We start from the raw sequence: 15,239 nt of genomic DNA, 5'->3' as shown, positions 1-15,239 counted from the left end.
TACATAATATACACCCCTATGTTAGCTTTGTCAAGTGTTTTCTATCTCCCACCCCAAATGCAGCGGTAACATTCTTCCCAATATTTTGTGCGCTTCTGTTTCTGTGACCCCCACATATTCTTCTGCATGGATAAGCAGCCTCCCGCCCTCGATCCGTGCGGTCCCCCTTAATATACACTCCTTGCAGATAGGTGATAGGATGGTATAAATATATGCCCGCCCACCCCGGTATAATGCAGAAAAGCCCCCCGGCTTCGCGCCGGAGGGCTTCTGCGTATGGCGGGGTATAGAACTCTTTCAGTTCACATAGCTAACTTTATGGGTGTGTTCTTCTGACTTTCATATGAGCTGTTCCTGGTGTTGTATAGGTGCTCACGCAGGTGGAAATTTTTGTATGTGAACTATTAGCATAAACTTCACAAGCAACAGCTATCCTAAGCGGGACCTTTGTCATTGTCCACAATCTTTCGCCTGTTACACCGTCATTATACCCAACGTTTATGCTAGTCAACCCGGCAACGCTTGTGCTATCAGCCCATGTCTCAATTAAATTATTAATAGGCTTATAAATCGAAACAGTACATAGATTGGGGCCACCACCGAGCCGCTGGCTTTTGGAACGTAATAATTTCCGTCATAATACATACGGGAATCCACATCACTCGCAGCAAAGGCAGCTGTCTCCGAGACATCTTCCTCAACTGGTTCTGCGGCCTCCTCCTCAACCGGCACCGGTCTCGGCGGATCCCAGCCGGGGAACAGCTCGCTGTAGAGCGGACAGAAAGTGATCTCTCGATCAAATGGGTTTACCATATAGCCAATACAGTCAGGTGCCTCGATATCATTCTGCCAGCTATACTGGTTGATAACCACCTCGCGCGCATCGATGATCTTCTCTCTCTGCTCCGGGTTGGCTTCATCAATGTCAGAGTAGGCCAGCTCCAGGATTTCGGGGTCAATGTCCAGAGAACGCGCGGGCGCCGGGGTCTCGTGGGCGACCGTCCACCCGGCCTCCTCATAGATCTCCGTCATTACCGCCATGCGGGTTTTTACGTCCAGCTCCTCCGGGTCCATCTCTCTCATGGCCTCCGCGCACGCCTGGGAGATGACCTCCTTCTCCCGCTCTGCGGCCTTATAGTCTTCGGAATCCGTTGACCTTTCCGCCGCCGAAGCCGTCATGCCCAGCAGACACACCATTAGTGCCGCTGCCAGCGCAATAAGATACTTCTTCATAAAAACACCTTCCTTTCAACATGGTTTTAATTTGGTTCCCTATTGAAAACTTCCCTGCCATACCAATTTTCAATAAGTACCCTATATATAATATACGCCCCTATATTAGCTTTGTCAAGTGTTTTCTATCTCCCACCCCAAATGCAGCGGTAACATCCTTCCCAATATTTTGTGCGCTTCTGTTTCTGTGACCCCCACATATTCTTCTGCATGGATAAGCAGCCTCCCGCCCTCGATCCGTGCGGTCCCCCTTATCCCCGCCGCGGCCAGTATGCCCTCCATGTCCCCAGGCAGCACCGGCCCGCCCCGGCGGGAGAGGGCTGCCGCCACGCCGCGCCTGCGGGTATCGGGGTCCGCCCAGGAGGGCTGCCGCCTGTACAGCCGCTCCCAAACCCCCAGCCGCTCCTCTCCGGCGGTAACTGCGAACAGGTCGTCCTCCAGTCTCTGTGCCTGCTCCTCTATGGCCTTCAGCCCCACGCCGTAGGCCTCCAGCTCCTGGTCTATTGCGCTGTCCCCGGTGAGCTTATAGGCCCCGGCGGCGTTCAGCACTCCCCGCATATTCTCCACACAGTCCATCACACTACCTCCTTGAGGGAGACTATCCCTGCGATGGGCACAACGCCCAGCGCGCCCTCATGGTCCTTGCAGGAGCTGATGAACCCTACCCGGGCCACGCCGGGGTCCGTGTCCATAATAAGGCGCTGTATCTTCGCCATATAGACGCTCTCCCCCACCGACCTTTGGTTCAGCCACGCCTTTATAACATTGGGCAAGGCCGCAGAAGCGGCGGCAAAGTCCGCCCCCTCCCGCATCTGAAGCTGCGCGCCCACGACCACCTTTTTGGTCGCGGCCTGTTGTACCGTCACCGCCACGCCCAGAGGACGGCTGCTGTCAAGCCTCTCCTGCAATTCACCTATGGCCTCCTCCGGGACCGCCGCACCGTCGCCCCAGACATACACCGTCACCCCCGAGCTGTCTGCGGATATCCCCGCCTGGGCCGACCTGACCCCGGCCTGCTCAAGGGCTATGCCCTCATAATATCCCGCGCTGCCAAAGCCCTCCAGCCTGCCTATCCCCGCCAGTATTCGGGCTCTATAGTCCTCGTCCCCCTCCGGGTCCGTGCCGCCTGAAAAGGCCTTGGTATTTGTCACGTAGTTTATGCCCGTGACCTCAGACACAAGGGTATTTATATATCCCGCCGCCGCGTTCCCCGCGCTGCCCGCCGTGACAGCCCTGGCCGGTACCGAAACCGTCACCGACCCCGCCGCCAGCACAGCCTCCTCCGTGGTCTCATACTCCACCGCCTCCTCCCCGGAGGAGGCGCACACCGTCCCCTTGGGTATCATCAAATCGAAGCTTATGGGCACGTACCGCGAAAATTCCAGCACCCCCTCCGCCTTCTCCCTCCCGCCCCGGACAAGACCCCTCTGCGCCCCGTGCAGGTCCAGCTGCGCCCCGTCGGCGGTTTCCGGGAAGGCCTGTTTCCAGAGCCAGTCCATCCGCGCCTGCAACCTGTACACCTCCCCGGCCATCACTCTAAGACGTATGCCTATATCCGACACGTCCTCGGGCTTATTGCCGCTCTCCTCAATATATTTGGCCCTCATGCGCTCCAAAATCTCCTTATAACTCTCCAAGCTCAACGCTCCCCTCTCCAAGGGGGGTGGACACCGTAAATACCATCCCCCCGTCGTTTATCTCAACCGCCTCCGCCCTGACCCCCGGCAGCCACAGCAGCGCCTCGTTGGCCATGGCCAGCGCCCTGTCCGCCGCGTGCTCCTCCTGCCTGTCCAGAAGATACAGACTGCTGCCCATATCCCTGTCATAGGCGAACCTCCCCTGCCTCACAGACAGACTGAGCCTTACGCAGTTCAAAAGCTCCGAAAGCCCCTCCACCACCTTTGGCAGCCCTCCCGCCCCGGGCACGAAGCCGCCGTCCTTCACCATCGTATCCAAAACGCCTAACCCTCCTTCGGCTCAAAGACCTGACCGTTTATTATTACCCGGCCGCTGTTCTCAAGGTATATCTCCGCGCCCCCGGCGGAGTACAGCCTGACCTCCCCGGCCCGTATGTCACTGTCCGGGGCCCCGGCTACCCCGGCGCAGTACCCCTCCAGCATCACCGCCTGCCGCCCGGCCTCCGCCACGCTCATAAGCCCATAGGGCATAAGCTGCTCCGGCTCCTCATAAAGTCTCTCCCCCTGCACCGAGAGTCCGCCGGCCTCCACCTGCCCGCTGTGCAGCCTGACTGCCTTTTCCCCGCTAAGCTTTCTGGTCAGCCACATCTCTGTCCCCCGTTTCCAGCGTGAGCCTTGTCCGCTCGCCGTTTTTGTCCCTGTAATATGTGCCCTTCTCCACGGCGCACCCCCTGAACCTGCCCAGCCCCGGCACGTCCACGTCCGCCCTGGCCCCTCTCAACGGCCAGAAGCTCCCCGCACACGCCACCGTCAAAAGACCGCTGCCCTCCTTCGCCTTTTCCAGCATCTCCCTGGGGTTGCCGCCGTTCTGGGCGCTTATATACCTCCTGCGCTCCACAGGGGCCTCCGGGTCCCTATACTGGGTATCATACCCGCCCCCATACCCCTGCTTCCAAACCGCGCTCAGCCGCTTATAGGGCAGGCGGCACAGCTCCGCGCTCATCACGCTGTCAAGCTTCATATGCCGCTCCTCTATCCCCTCGCAGTGTATAACGCCCTCAAAGTCCACATAGGGCTCCGTGCCCAGATACTCCCCGCAGAAGGACGACAGCACCTGCCAGCAGGACTCCCCCTTCTCCACTCTCATCTCCCCCGGCATTATACTGTCACTGCCAACAGCCTTCGCAAACCCCAAGGGCTCCAGCAGCCGCCTGTGTATGCTCTCCAAAGACGGCCTCTTGATGGCCGCGGGCTCTGCCTCGCTGTCCAGCAGCAGGGCCTCCCTGCTTCTACATACCAGCTCCACAAAGATTCCCTCCTGGGTAAGCCGGGTATTCTGCTCGTCCACTATCCCGCTGAACACGCCCTTTCCCCTCTCGTACATATAAACCTCGCTGATGTCCTCCCATATCCTGTCCGCCGGGAACACCGCTTTAAGCTGGTCCGCCGGCGCGTCCCTGTCAAAGGAGAGCACCGCCTCCACCGGGTCCCCCAGCAGCATCTGCCCGCCCTTTTGCAAAACGCCCCAATAGGTCACGGCGCGTACACCTCCTCTCCTTGCTCAAGGCAGGCAATATCCCTGATATGGGTGTTGGCCGCCCTAAGCTCCTCCATGCCCCAACCGTACCGTCCGGCATAGTCCCAAAGGCTCTCCCCCTGAGCGGCCCGGTGTACCCCCTGGCCACGATAGCTCTCCCCGGCCCAGGTCTCGGTAAACACGAAGCTGTACTTCACCAGCCCCGCCCCCTCCTCTCCCAGCAGCCGCAGCTCAGAGAGCACCGCCCTCATGGGCTCCATTCCCGGCAGCAATAAGCTCCCCGGGCCGCCCTCCCTAAAAAGCCCCTCCAGCCGCCGCCACTGCTCCATGCAGTCGCCGCCCACAAAATACCCCTCGCCTGAGGCCCTGCGCTTCTTTTGGCCCAGGTCCGTCAGCCTGCTGCCCACAAAGGGCAGCAGCGTCTCCCTTATGTTCTCCGCATACTCCACCTTCAGGGCTGTGGGGTTCACCCGCCAGCACCTCCCCTTAAAGCTCATAGCCATCAGGTTCATTTGACCCCTCCCCTAAAGCCCGGCAGGATACCGCCTGCTGTCCCGCTCTATCTCTCTGCTCAGCTCCTCCGCCCTTTCCAGGCTCTCCATAACTATACCTCCTCCACAGCTGTCCTGTCCCCGGCCGAGAGCGTTCCATTGCCCCCCGCCGAGAGGCTTTTCCACCTGCAATCCGTATACATAACACCTTGTCCCCCCAGCCGCAGGGTAAACACCCCAAGCCCCTCCGGGCCCTCCATGTCAAGCCCCTGGAGCTCTATAGTAAACTCCCTGCCGCCTTTATAATAGAAAGGCTCGCTCTCCCCTATGGCGGTCAAGCTGCCGCCCGGCCCGCTCACTGATACCCTCCAGCCTGTAACGGTATAAGCCCCGCCGTTGATCTCCACCGGGTACCTTACCTTCTTCCCATCAGAACCTCCCGAACTTCCCGGCTTATAAAAGCTGAACACGCACCCCGCCGCCAGGGCCCCGGTGCCCCTGTCCAGAGCCGCCGCGCCCCGCTCCACCCCCGACAGCAGCGGCTGGCTCCCCTTTGCAAGCCCAGCCATTCCGTCGATGGTCTCCTGAAGGCCGCGGCCCCTGGGCGCGTATACCGTAAAGGCCAGCTTCGCGCTCCACTGGTCCCCCTGCTCGCTCTCCTTCTGGACCGCCCCCAGGACCAAAACCCGCCCTGCCGGCCTAAAGCCCTCCTTCGCGTTCAGGGCCTCCCGGAACTCCACCTCAGGCATGGCCCCTCTGAACCCCTCCAACAGCCCCAGCAATATCTCCCTTGCCGCCCCCATCTCAAGTTACCCCCTCTCAGGTCACTGCAAAATAAAACTCATCCTCATACAGCAGCCCCGCGCAGGCCGCCCGCTTTGCCCTTCTCAGCCTTCCCGCCGCGCCCAGCCTGTCCCCCAGCTGTAGCTTTATCTCCGCCGAGCTCACCGCCTGCGGGACCGCCGCCTGGTCCAACGCCGCCAGCTGGTAAAAGGCCTCCGCCGCCGCAAGGCTCTCAAGGGTCCCCGCCTCCTCCGGGTCCTCCTCCTGCAACACCTCCGGCTTCACCCTGTTCATCACCTCCACGGCGCACTCCCCGCAGAGCTCCCGGCAGAGCCCGTCCCTCCCGGGCTCCGCCCCGTCCAACTCCTCGCCGCTGTAGAGCCGAAATTTTTCCGTCACCTTCTCAATATCCAGTATCAAACCTAAACCCTCCCCTTTTCTCCCACTTTGCATTTTTTAGCCCTCGCCGGTCCCGCAGTCAAGGCCCGCGGCCGCCTCCTTGAATATCCTGGCAAAGCCGCTGATAACGCTTATCCCGGCCCTCTCCAGCTGCCTGTCTATCAGCTTGTCGCAGTCCATGGTGACGTCCCCGGACTGTACCATCTCCAGGGCGCAGCCCTTATCCAGCACCACTATCTTGTCCGCCGCCATCCCCGGCACGTGCACAAGCTTCGCCCCCAGCGGCGTGCAGAGCCTGCCGGTGCCCTGGAAGTTCATGCCCGCCTGGGCGTCCTTAAACTCCGCCACCTGCAAAAGCTTCTGCATAGCCCCGGTCCCGGCCGCCACGGTGTTCAGCTCATAGGGAGCCATGGCGGCCCAAAGCCCCACAAAGTCCGCGTAATTGGGCGTGCCCTTTTTAAAGGTCAGCCCGGACTTGCCGTCCTCTCCGTTCATAAGCACGTCCACCGCGTCCTTCACCTGGGCCCCGGCGATATATGCCCCTATCTGCCGCAGGGTCACCGTCAGCAGGTCCAGCTTCTGGAAGCGCAGGGCCTCATAGGTGCTCACCAGCATACGCCCGTGCTTCTGAAGCTTCACAAGGCTCGCGCTGGTATGTATCTTCGTTGTGGGCAGGGCCGCACCCTCGGCCACCACGGTCAGGCTCCCGTCGTCCCCCTCGGTCTCGGGCTCGGCGGTGATGCTGCGGTAGTCCAGGGCGTCTATCTTCGTCACGGTCGCCACTAAGTCCGTGACGCGGTTGGCACTGTCCATGCCCTGCTTAACGGCCCGGGCCACATATTCCGGGAACAGTGCCGCACTCTGGCTGCTCATAAAGAAGCTCTCAACAGTCCCGGACTCCGGGCCGCTCACCTTTATTGCAAAGCGCTTCAGCTGCCGCTGATACGCGTCCAGGCCCTCCATTGGCGTGCCCCGGTAATTTTCAGAGCTGTCCAGCTCCTCCAGTACCTGGCTGAAGCTCTTGCCCGGCACGGAATACATACCCTTCTCCAAACTAACGTTCTCATAATAAGCCATAAAAAAGTCCTCCCTAAAAGTTTATTATAATAAAGTTATCCTGCCGTCCGTTATATCAGAAAGTCCCTGTTGCCGTCCCTATGTTCCTCCCTCCTGGGCGCCAGCTGGGGCCGCAGTGGCAGGGCCTTCTCCGCACTCCGGCGGTAGGTGTTCTCCATGGCCGCCAGTTCCTCAATCCCCAGAACCTTCACGGCGCTCTCCATCACGTGCCTTGGCATATCCGGCTGGGCGATGGCGCTGTACTTCAAAACTCCCCGCTCCAGCTCCCGGCGGTACTTCTCTCCCCACCTGGCTTTCTCAGAAAGCCTCCTGAACCGCTCGCCTATCTCCTTTACCTGGGACTTGCTGAGCATAACGTCCCCATCCGCGCCGCTCTCCAAAATCTTCTCCACCTTGGCGCTCTTAACGACCCCCGCCCCTCTCTGGGCGGGCACCGCCACAAAGGAGCACTCATAAGCGTCCAAAGGCTCCAGCAAAACTGTGTGGGCCACCCTGCCCCCATAGCTTTTGCCCTTCACATGCTCGCAGCTCTCCTTGCCGCAGATACCGCAGACCCCTCGCTTCACAGCGCAGCTGACGCTCACCTCCTTTAGTATCCCGCTCTCGATAAGCTCAACTATCTCCCTGTTCCCCTGGGTCCTTGGAAGATACGCCCTGGCCACAAGTCTCGTTAACCCCTCTCCCGTCTGGGTGGTCTCGCCGTCCACCCTCTCAAGCTCCGTATGGTATATCCGCGCCGTCTGGTTCGCGCTCTTGCGCTCGTGGTCAAAGATGCAGGTCCTCCCCAAAAACAGCTCCCGGAGTCTCTCCAGGCTCTCCACGGAAAACCTCTCAAAATCCCTGTCTATCTCATTATCACAGAGCACCAGCGAGAAGGCGTATACCTCCCCCGGCTCATAGGCCCGGCGGGTATAGCGGTTGATCTCCCGCATATCCTCCTCCCCCGGCAGCTCCAGGGCCTTGATTACAAGCCCTTCCTTCATAAAGCGTCTCCCTCCTGTTCACTCAATTCAAGCTCCCTCTCAAGCTTCCTGGCCCTGGCGGTATAATATCTGGCGTTGGCGTGGTCCACCTCGTCCTGCATGGTTATCTCCTCCCAGACCACCTCACATTCCCGCGACAGCCCCTCCAGCATAAGCCACGTCCTGCAAACCTTCAGCACCACCGGGGTCAGCACCCTGCGATAGGCCTCCAGTTCGCTGGTGAGCACGTCCGCCTGCTGGCTGGACATCCTCTCTGTAGAGGACCAGCTCAGCCCCAAGAGAAACGGCGGCAGCCCCAGCTTCGCCACTATCTGCTCCAGCATCTGCCGCACGGGCACCTCGCTCTCCATCAGCTGGTTGTCGGGCCCTATGGCCTTTATGGACACGTCGCCCACCGCCACAAAGTCCCTGGGCTCCCGGCTGGCCATGGCGTTCCTCCATTCCCCCGCCATCTGCCTCGCCCGCTCCGCCGCGCTCCCCGGCGCGCCGTCGGGCTTGCAGGTCACCGCAAATCTTACGTTCCCCATTCGCTCCCAGTTGGTGCCCAGGGTCTGGTAAATCTGTAAGAGCACCGTGCTCACAAAGGGCAGCCCCCTAAGCAGCGACACTCCCCAAAGCGACCCGGCCTCCGGGTTCAGGGCGGAAATAAGCAGCAGCTCCTTACAGCCGCACTCCCGCTTCCCTCCCGGCTCCAGCACCGATACCTTCACCCCCAGGGCTCCGTCCTCCGCCAGCTCCAAGTCCCTAAGCCCGGCGTTATAAAGGGCTCCTATCTGCCCGCCGGACAGGACCATCTCTCCCACGGCGTTGCCATAGGTGATGAGCTCCTCCAGGTATATCCCCAGGAACTCGTTTATGCCCGTGCCCCCGGCGTTCACCTGGATTCCGTCCAGAAACCTCTGCAATCTCTCCTGCGCCCCGGGGTCCGGACAGTTCACTTTGAAATCCCCTATCAGTCTGCGCAGCTTATAGATGGCCGCGTCGATAATTGGCACCGACTGTCTAAGGACCCTATAGAGCTCCCTCTCCCCCGCCCCTGCGGGCAGCGGGGCCGGTCCTCCCGCGGGCCTTGTCTGCACGCTGACCGCGGCGGACCGTTCCTCTCTCCTGCGAAAGCCCAGCAAAGCATATTCCCTCCCTTCGGTTTTCCCTCCAATTCTCTGTGCGCTCCTCCTTTCAGAAAATTACCCGAACTCTTTGTCCTCTTAAAACCTCCTCTCACCCCTCCCTCAAAAAAACCAAAAAGTTTCGTAGAAAAGGCGAACTTTTCTGAAAAAAATAAAAATTTTTTTTAAAAACCAGGGCTTTCACCGCCAAAATTCTTTCCACTGATTAAGAATACCTTACTTTTGCCCCCGCCCTATTGCTTTCTCCCTTCAAGTCGTGCTAAGATATATCCATCAAACGATTCCCGGCTATAAGCCGAACAGAAGGAGCGACCATAATATGGCAGATTATAATAACGGCGGCTACCAGCCCCAGGGCCAGCAGCCCATGTACAATCCCCCCCGGTACCAGCCCCAGGCCGGCATCGACCCCCCTCCCGGCTACTCCCAGAAAAGCCGCGTGGCGGCGGGCGTCTTCGGCATACTCCTGGGAGCCTACGGCATACACAGCTTCTACCTGGGCAACACCTCCCGGGGGCTAATGCAGCTGCTCATATCCTTTTTGACCTGCGGCTTTGGGGCCATCGCCATGCAGATATGGGGCATAGTGGACGGCATCAAGCTGCTGGACGGGCGCATAAACACCGACGCCAACGGCGTATTCCTGAAAGATTAAGGAGGATCCATCATGAATGATATGGAAAACAAGGACCTGACCACCCAGCAGCCTGAAACCCCCGCCGAACCTACAGCGGAAGCCGCCCCGCCCGTGGAGCCCCCTGCTCCCGCGCCGGAGCCCCAACCAATCCCTGAGCCCCAGCCAATCCCGGAGCCCCAGCCAATCCCGGAGCCCCAACCGGTCCCGGAACCCCAGCCAATCCCGGAACCCCAGCCAATCCCGGAGCCCCAACCAATCCCGGAGCCCCAGCCGACCCCAGAGTCCCAACCGGTCCCGGAACCCGCCTGGGAAAAGCCCACACCCCAGCTGACCCTGGACCCGGACCCCGAGATACCGGCTATCAAATTTACCTCCGAGCAGACCTCCGTTCAGGAGTCTCCCTTCTCTCAGGAGCCGCCCCACGCCCCGGAGCCGCCCGCGCCGCCCCAGGCGGCGGACCCGCAGCCCACGGTGCAGAACCAGTACGTCTATAACTTCAACGCCCCGGACCAGGGCCAGACCCAAAGCCAGGGCCAGCAGTATTCCCAGCCCTACGCCGGCTATCAGCCCCCCAACTACACCGCCGGGGCCTACCGGCCCCAGCCCCAGCAGCAGCCCATGTACACCACCCCGCCCATAGGCTACCAGCAGAAGAGCCGCCTGGCGGCCGGTCTTCTGGCCCTGATATTCGGGTGCCTCGGCATACACAACTTCTATATGGGCTTTAACGGCCGTGGCACCGTCCAACTGCTGCTTGCCCTTTTGGGCGGCGTGCTCACCTGCGGCGTAGGCACCGTTGCGGCGGCAATCTGGGGCTTCATCGAGGGCGTGATGCTCCTGTCCTCCACCGGCCCCCGCTTCGACGGCAACAGTGTCATCATGAAGGACTGATCCCATGCGCCTTCACTATAAGGGAGTCTATAATCTGGAGCCTGATTCTCTACCCCAAAGGCCCCACCGCCCGGGGGCCGTCCCCTTCAAAGAGGCTAAAGACACCAGGACCCTCTCCATAATCGGCAACGTCCTGGGCGCCGTCATAATTGCCCTCCTGCTGGTCTCCGCCATTTTCCGCGGCAAAAGCACCTTTGACACATTTCAAATGATACTGGGCTGTGTCCTGCCCATGGCAGTTCTTCTTCCACACGAGCTGCTGCACGCGGCCTGTTTCCGCAAGGACGTGTACCTCTACACCAACCTCAGGCAGGGTATGCTCTTTGTCGTTGGCCCCGAGGATATGTCGAAAGCTCGCTTCCTCCTCATGTCCCTTCTGCCCAATATCGTATTCGGCCTTATCCCCTACGCCATAGGCATGGCCCTGCCGAACATGGCTCTCTCCGCGTTCGGGGCCATATGCACCGGCATGGGCGCCGCCGATTACTACAACGTCTTCAACACCCTCACCCAGGTGCCAAACGGCGCAAAAATATACGCCAGCGGCTTCAATTCATATTGGTACCTGCCAAAATAGACCAAAAAGCGTTCCCCTCGGGGAGCGCTTTTTTCTCCGTCGGGGTGTTTACAAACAGCAAAAAAAATGGTAAAATGTAGTTTAATTACGGCTTACACAGAAAAGGAGCGTGCACAATGAAGCCCAGACCCGACCGCCGCACCCTGTTTGTCCGCATAGTAGCGGGAGCGCTGGCGCTTTTAATGCTGGCGGCAGCCCTCTCGGCCCTGCTTATCCGATAAAGGGGACCTTGGGGAGTGCATGAAACGGGAATAATATAAGAGAATATATATCTGGATATATTTAAAACAAAGACTTACGGAGGATATCAATGGAATCAAAAGGCGCTTACTATATCACCACAGCTATAGCCTATACCTCAGGCAAGCCACATATCGGCAACGTGGCCGACCCTGTTTTAGCCGACTGCATCGCCCGCTTCAAGCGTATGCAGGGCTATGACGTGTACTTCCAGACCGGCACCGACGAGCACGGCAAAAAGAACGAGCAAAAGGCCAAGGCCGCGAATCTCTCCCCCAAGGAGTTCGTGGACGGCACCTCCGCTCTGGTAAAAGAGCAGTTCGACCTGATGAACCTCAGCTACGACCACTTTATCCGCACCACCGACGACTACCACGTAAAAGAGGTTCAGAAGATATTCAAAAAGTTCTACGACCAGGGGGACATCTACAAGAGCTCCTATGAGGGCCTCTATTGTGACGAGTGCGAGTCCTTCCTCACCGAGAGCCAGCTCATAGACGGCAAGTGCCCCGACTGCGGCCGGGAGCCCCGAAAGGAGCAGGAGGAGGCCTACTTCTTCAAGATGAGCAACTACACCCAGCGGCTCATCGACCATATAAATTCCCACCCCGACTTTATCCAGCCGGTCTCCCGCCGCAACGAGATGATGAACAACTTCCTGCTGCCCGGGCTCCAGGACCTGTGCGTGACCCGCACCTCCATAAAGTGGGGCATCCCTGTGGACTTCGACCCCAAGCACGTCATCTACGTCTGGCTGGATGCGCTGACCAACTATATCACCGGCCTTGGCTACCACTGCGGCGGCGAGAGCGGCGAGCTCTTTAAAAAATACTGGCCCGCCGGCCTGCACGTTATCGGCAAGGACATCACCCGCTTCCACACCATCTACTGGCCCATCTTCCTGATGGCTCTGGACCTGCCTTTGCCAAAACAGGTTTTCGGCCACCCCTGGGTCCTGATGGACGGCAGCAAGATGAGCAAATCCGCCGGCAACGTGATGTACGCCGACGACCTGGTGGATATCTTCGACGCCGACGCGGTGCGTTACTATATCCTAAAGGAGCTGCCCTTTGAGAACGACGGCAACATCACCTGGGACCTGATAAACGAGCGCACCAACAGCGACCTTGCCAATATCCTGGGCAATCTTGTGAACCGCACGGTGTCCATGATAAACAAATACTTCGGCGGCAAGGTGGAGGACTGCAAAATAGCCGCCCCCGAGGACGAGGACCTACACGCCTGCGTCTCGGCCTGCCGGGACAAGGTAGCCGATAAGATGGAGCGCCTGCGCACCGCCGACGCCCTCACAGAGATATTTGCCCTTTTCAAGCGCTGCAACAAGTATATCGACGAGACTACCCCCTGGATACTGGCAAAGGACCCCCAAAAGGGCCCGCGCCTGTCCACGGTGCTCTATAACCTTGTGGACTCCATCGCCACCGGCGCGACCTTACTGTTCCCCTTTATGCCCGAGACCTCGGTCGCTATCCTGCGGCAGCTGGGCACCGTCCCTCTGCCCTGGGAGCTTCTCGATAAGACCAACAACTACCCGGCAAACGGCGGTAAGGTCACCGATACCCCCTCTATCCTTTTCGAGCGTCAGGAGATGGAGGACATCATAAAGCGCATGGAGGAGAAGTACGCCAACAGCGAGCCCGCCCCCGCCGAAGACGATATGCAGAAAAAGGCAGAGCTCCACAAGGAGCTCCAGGGCATAGCGAAGATAGGCATAGAGGATTTTGCCGCCGTGGACCTGCGAGTGGCGAAGATAATCGACTGCCAGCCCGTAAAGCGCGCTAAAAAGCTCTTGAAGCTCAGCCTGGACGACGGCACCGGCGTGGTGCGCACGGTGGCCTCGGGCATCGCCCCCTGGTATAAGCCCGAAGACCTCACCGGCCGTCATATTATAGTCGTCTCCAACCTGAAGCCCGCCACCCTCTGCGGCGTGGAGAGCCAGGGCATGATACTGGCCGCCGATTCAGGAGAAAATGAAGTAAAAGTGATATTCGCCGACAATATCCCTGCCGGCAGCAAGGTCCGCTGATATGGGCCCCGGCGAGTACCTGGAGATATACGACTCCCACGCCCACTATGACGACAAGGCCTTCGACAGCGACCGGGCCTGGCTCCTGGAGAAGCAGCTGCCCCTTTCCGGCGTGCGCTGCGTGATAAACATGGGCACCCGGCTCCTCACCTGCGCCTCCACCGTGGGGCTTTCGGACCTGAACCCATATATCTTCGCCGCCGTGGGGATACACCCCGAGGAGATCGACGATACCCTCCCCGAAAACTGGCTGGAATGTTTAAGGGTCTGGCTGGAAAACGGAGACGCGGTGGCCGTCGGTGAGATAGGCCTTGACTACCATTGGCCCGACAGCGCGCCCAGAGAAAGGCAGAGGGAGGTCTTCGCCGCCCAGCTTGCCCTTGCAAAAGAGCTCAACTACCCCGTCTGCGTCCACGACCGGGACGCCCACCAGGACGTGCTGGCCCTGCTTCGGGAGTACCGGCCCCAGGGCGTTGTCCACTGCTTCTCCGGCAGCGCCGAGATGGCCCGGGAAATAGTGGATCTGGGCATGTATATCGGCATAGGCGGAGCGGTAACCTTTAAGAATGCCAAAAAGATACTAAGGGTGGCCGAGAGCATCCCCCTCGACCGTCTGCTCTTAGAGACCGACGCTCCCTATATGGCCCCGGAACCCTATAGGGGAAAGCGCTGCGACTCAAGCCTGATACCCCACACGGCCGCGAAAATAGCCGAGCTGCGCGGTATCGCTACCCGCGAGGTGCTGGAGGCCTCCAACGCTAATATCCGGCGGCTTTTCCGCCTGGAGGGCCGCGTACCGCGGGCCTCCGCCCCCAGCCCCCTCGCATATTAAAACCTGGCCCTTTGGGCCCCAGGAGCAATAGGAGTAAAACTCAAATGGAAAACCAGATAAGCCCCCTATACGGTGCCAGCGCCACATATGAATACGGCGCGAACCTGTACATCAACATGACTAACCTCTGTCCCAACCGCTGCGATTTCTGCCTTCGGCAGAACAGCTCCGGCAGCCTTTATGCCAATAACCTCTGGTACCAGGGCGGCGAGCCCACAAAGGAGGAATTCCGTGCCCAGCTTCAGCAGCGGGACCTGAACCGCTACCCGGAAATAGTGTTCTGCGGCTACGGCGAGCCCGCCTGCCGCTGGGACGATATGATGTGGCTCTGTGACTACATACGCTCCACCGGCTCCCACTTCATACGCATAAACACCAACGGCCTTGCAAACCTTATCACCGGCCGCAACGCCGCCCTGGACCTGGACGGCCGCGTGGACGCGGTGTCCGTAAGCCTTAACGCCAGCACCCCCGAGGGCTACGACAAAATATGCCACAGCCGTTTCGGCCTTAAAGCCTTTCCGGCCCTCCTGCGCTTTACAAGCACCGCCGTGCTCAACGTCCCCCATGTACGCATGACCGTTGTGAGCACCATGCCGAAGGCCGAGCAGGAGGCCTGTCAGAAGGTGGCCGAAAGCGTGGGCGCGGACTTCTTTGTTCGGGAATATATTAGGGAATAAAAGCCAAACTACAGGGGTAGGAGGGATTTCCCAATGTCTATCCCAAAGCTGCTGGCGGCGCTGTTGCT

Annotated in this window: 18 protein-coding genes; 6 read left to right on the top strand and 12 right to left on the bottom strand. The window is 59.7% G+C overall.

The annotated features are described in order from the left end of the window. Window positions 1-546 precede the first annotated feature (546 nt). The 12 genes from ADH66_RS04200 to ADH66_RS04145 form a co-directional block, all read right to left on the bottom strand. On the bottom strand, window positions 547-1,233 hold the full coding sequence (locus ADH66_RS04200) for a hypothetical protein (protein ID WP_066535326.1): 687 nt from the start codon (window positions 1,231-1,233) through the stop codon (window positions 547-549). 114 nt (window positions 1,234-1,347) lie between these two features. Beyond that, the gene (locus ADH66_RS04195) at window positions 1,348-1,809 is read right to left on the bottom strand and encodes a hypothetical protein (RefSeq protein ID WP_066535328.1); all 462 of its coding nucleotides are present in this window, start codon (window positions 1,807-1,809) and stop codon (window positions 1,348-1,350) included. Beyond that, entirely contained in the window at window positions 1,809-2,870 is a 1,062-nt protein-coding gene (locus tag ADH66_RS04190) for a baseplate J/gp47 family protein (protein ID WP_088364371.1), read from the bottom strand. The genes ADH66_RS04195 and ADH66_RS04190 overlap by 1 nt, the downstream gene beginning before the upstream one ends. Continuing rightward, window positions 2,857-3,189: a hypothetical protein gene (locus ADH66_RS04185; protein ID WP_088364370.1), complete on the bottom strand. Its 333-nt coding sequence runs from the start codon at window positions 3,187-3,189 to the stop codon at window positions 2,857-2,859. Before ADH66_RS04185 ends, ADH66_RS04190 begins: the two co-directional genes overlap by 14 nt. A 5-nt stretch (window positions 3,190-3,194) precedes the next feature. Continuing rightward, window positions 3,195-3,518, bottom strand: a complete 324-nt coding sequence (locus ADH66_RS04180; RefSeq protein WP_066535336.1) for a hypothetical protein — start codon at window positions 3,516-3,518, stop codon at window positions 3,195-3,197. Beyond that, window positions 3,496-4,407, bottom strand: a complete 912-nt coding sequence (locus ADH66_RS04175; RefSeq protein ID WP_066535338.1) for a hypothetical protein — start codon at window positions 4,405-4,407, stop codon at window positions 3,496-3,498. Before ADH66_RS04175 ends, ADH66_RS04180 begins: the two co-directional genes overlap by 23 nt. Then, entirely contained in the window at window positions 4,404-4,919 is a 516-nt protein-coding gene (locus ADH66_RS04170; protein ID WP_066535339.1) for a LysM peptidoglycan-binding domain-containing protein, read from the bottom strand. The genes ADH66_RS04175 and ADH66_RS04170 overlap by 4 nt, the downstream gene beginning before the upstream one ends. 92 nt (window positions 4,920-5,011) lie before the next feature. Further along, entirely contained in the window at window positions 5,012-5,701 is a 690-nt protein-coding gene (locus ADH66_RS04165) for a hypothetical protein (protein ID WP_066535341.1), read from the bottom strand. 16 nt (window positions 5,702-5,717) lie between these two features. Then, window positions 5,718-6,101 carry a hypothetical protein gene (locus ADH66_RS04160; RefSeq protein WP_066535342.1) on the bottom strand — a complete coding sequence of 128 codons (384 nt, stop codon included), beginning with the start codon at window positions 6,099-6,101 and terminating at the stop codon, window positions 5,718-5,720. 36 nt (window positions 6,102-6,137) lie between these two features. Next, complete coding sequence (locus ADH66_RS04155) at window positions 6,138-7,157, bottom strand: phage major capsid protein (RefSeq protein WP_066535343.1); 1,020 nt, start codon at window positions 7,155-7,157, stop codon at window positions 6,138-6,140. A gap of 50 nt (window positions 7,158-7,207) precedes the next feature. Then, window positions 7,208-8,140 (bottom strand): hypothetical protein, encoded by a 933-nt coding sequence (locus tag ADH66_RS04150; protein WP_066535346.1) that lies wholly within the window; start codon window positions 8,138-8,140, stop codon window positions 7,208-7,210. Further along, complete coding sequence (locus ADH66_RS04145; protein ID WP_236757182.1) at window positions 8,137-9,264, bottom strand: serine/threonine protein phosphatase; 1,128 nt, start codon at window positions 9,262-9,264, stop codon at window positions 8,137-8,139. The genes ADH66_RS04150 and ADH66_RS04145 overlap by 4 nt, the downstream gene beginning before the upstream one ends. Window positions 9,265-9,586: 322 nt before the next feature. Between ADH66_RS04145 and ADH66_RS04140 the strand changes: the two genes are divergently transcribed. The 6 genes from ADH66_RS04140 (at window position 9,587) to ADH66_RS04110 (ending at window position 15,171) form a co-directional block, all read left to right on the top strand. Further along, complete coding sequence (locus tag ADH66_RS04140; RefSeq protein ID WP_201448065.1) at window positions 9,587-9,922, top strand: TM2 domain-containing protein; 336 nt, start codon at window positions 9,587-9,589, stop codon at window positions 9,920-9,922. Window positions 9,923-9,934: 12 nt separating this feature from the next. After that, window positions 9,935-10,795 carry a TM2 domain-containing protein gene (locus ADH66_RS21395; RefSeq protein WP_066535351.1) on the top strand — a complete coding sequence of 287 codons (861 nt, stop codon included), beginning with the start codon at window positions 9,935-9,937 and terminating at the stop codon, window positions 10,793-10,795. A 4-nt stretch (window positions 10,796-10,799) separates the two neighbouring features. Continuing rightward, window positions 10,800-11,372: a DUF3267 domain-containing protein gene (locus ADH66_RS04125; protein WP_066535357.1), complete on the top strand. Its 573-nt coding sequence runs from the start codon at window positions 10,800-10,802 to the stop codon at window positions 11,370-11,372. A gap of 310 nt (window positions 11,373-11,682) precedes the next feature. Then, window positions 11,683-13,659, top strand: a complete 1,977-nt coding sequence (gene metG / locus ADH66_RS04120; protein ID WP_066535359.1) for a methionine--tRNA ligase — start codon at window positions 11,683-11,685, stop codon at window positions 13,657-13,659. Window position 13,660: 1 nt separating this feature from the next. Then, entirely contained in the window at window positions 13,661-14,491 is an 831-nt protein-coding gene (locus ADH66_RS04115; protein ID WP_066535361.1) for a TatD family hydrolase, read from the top strand. 44 nt (window positions 14,492-14,535) lie between these two features. After that, entirely contained in the window at window positions 14,536-15,171 is a 636-nt protein-coding gene (locus tag ADH66_RS04110) for a TatD family nuclease-associated radical SAM protein (protein WP_066535366.1), read from the top strand. Window positions 15,172-15,239 lie beyond the last annotated feature (68 nt).

It is taken from the genome of Acutalibacter muris (assembly GCF_002201475.1).
GTDB classification, from domain to species: Bacteria; Bacillota; Clostridia; order Oscillospirales; family Acutalibacteraceae; genus Acutalibacter; species Acutalibacter muris.
Note: the sequence above shows the minus strand (reverse complement) of the source record. Positions and strands in the feature narration are given on the sequence as shown.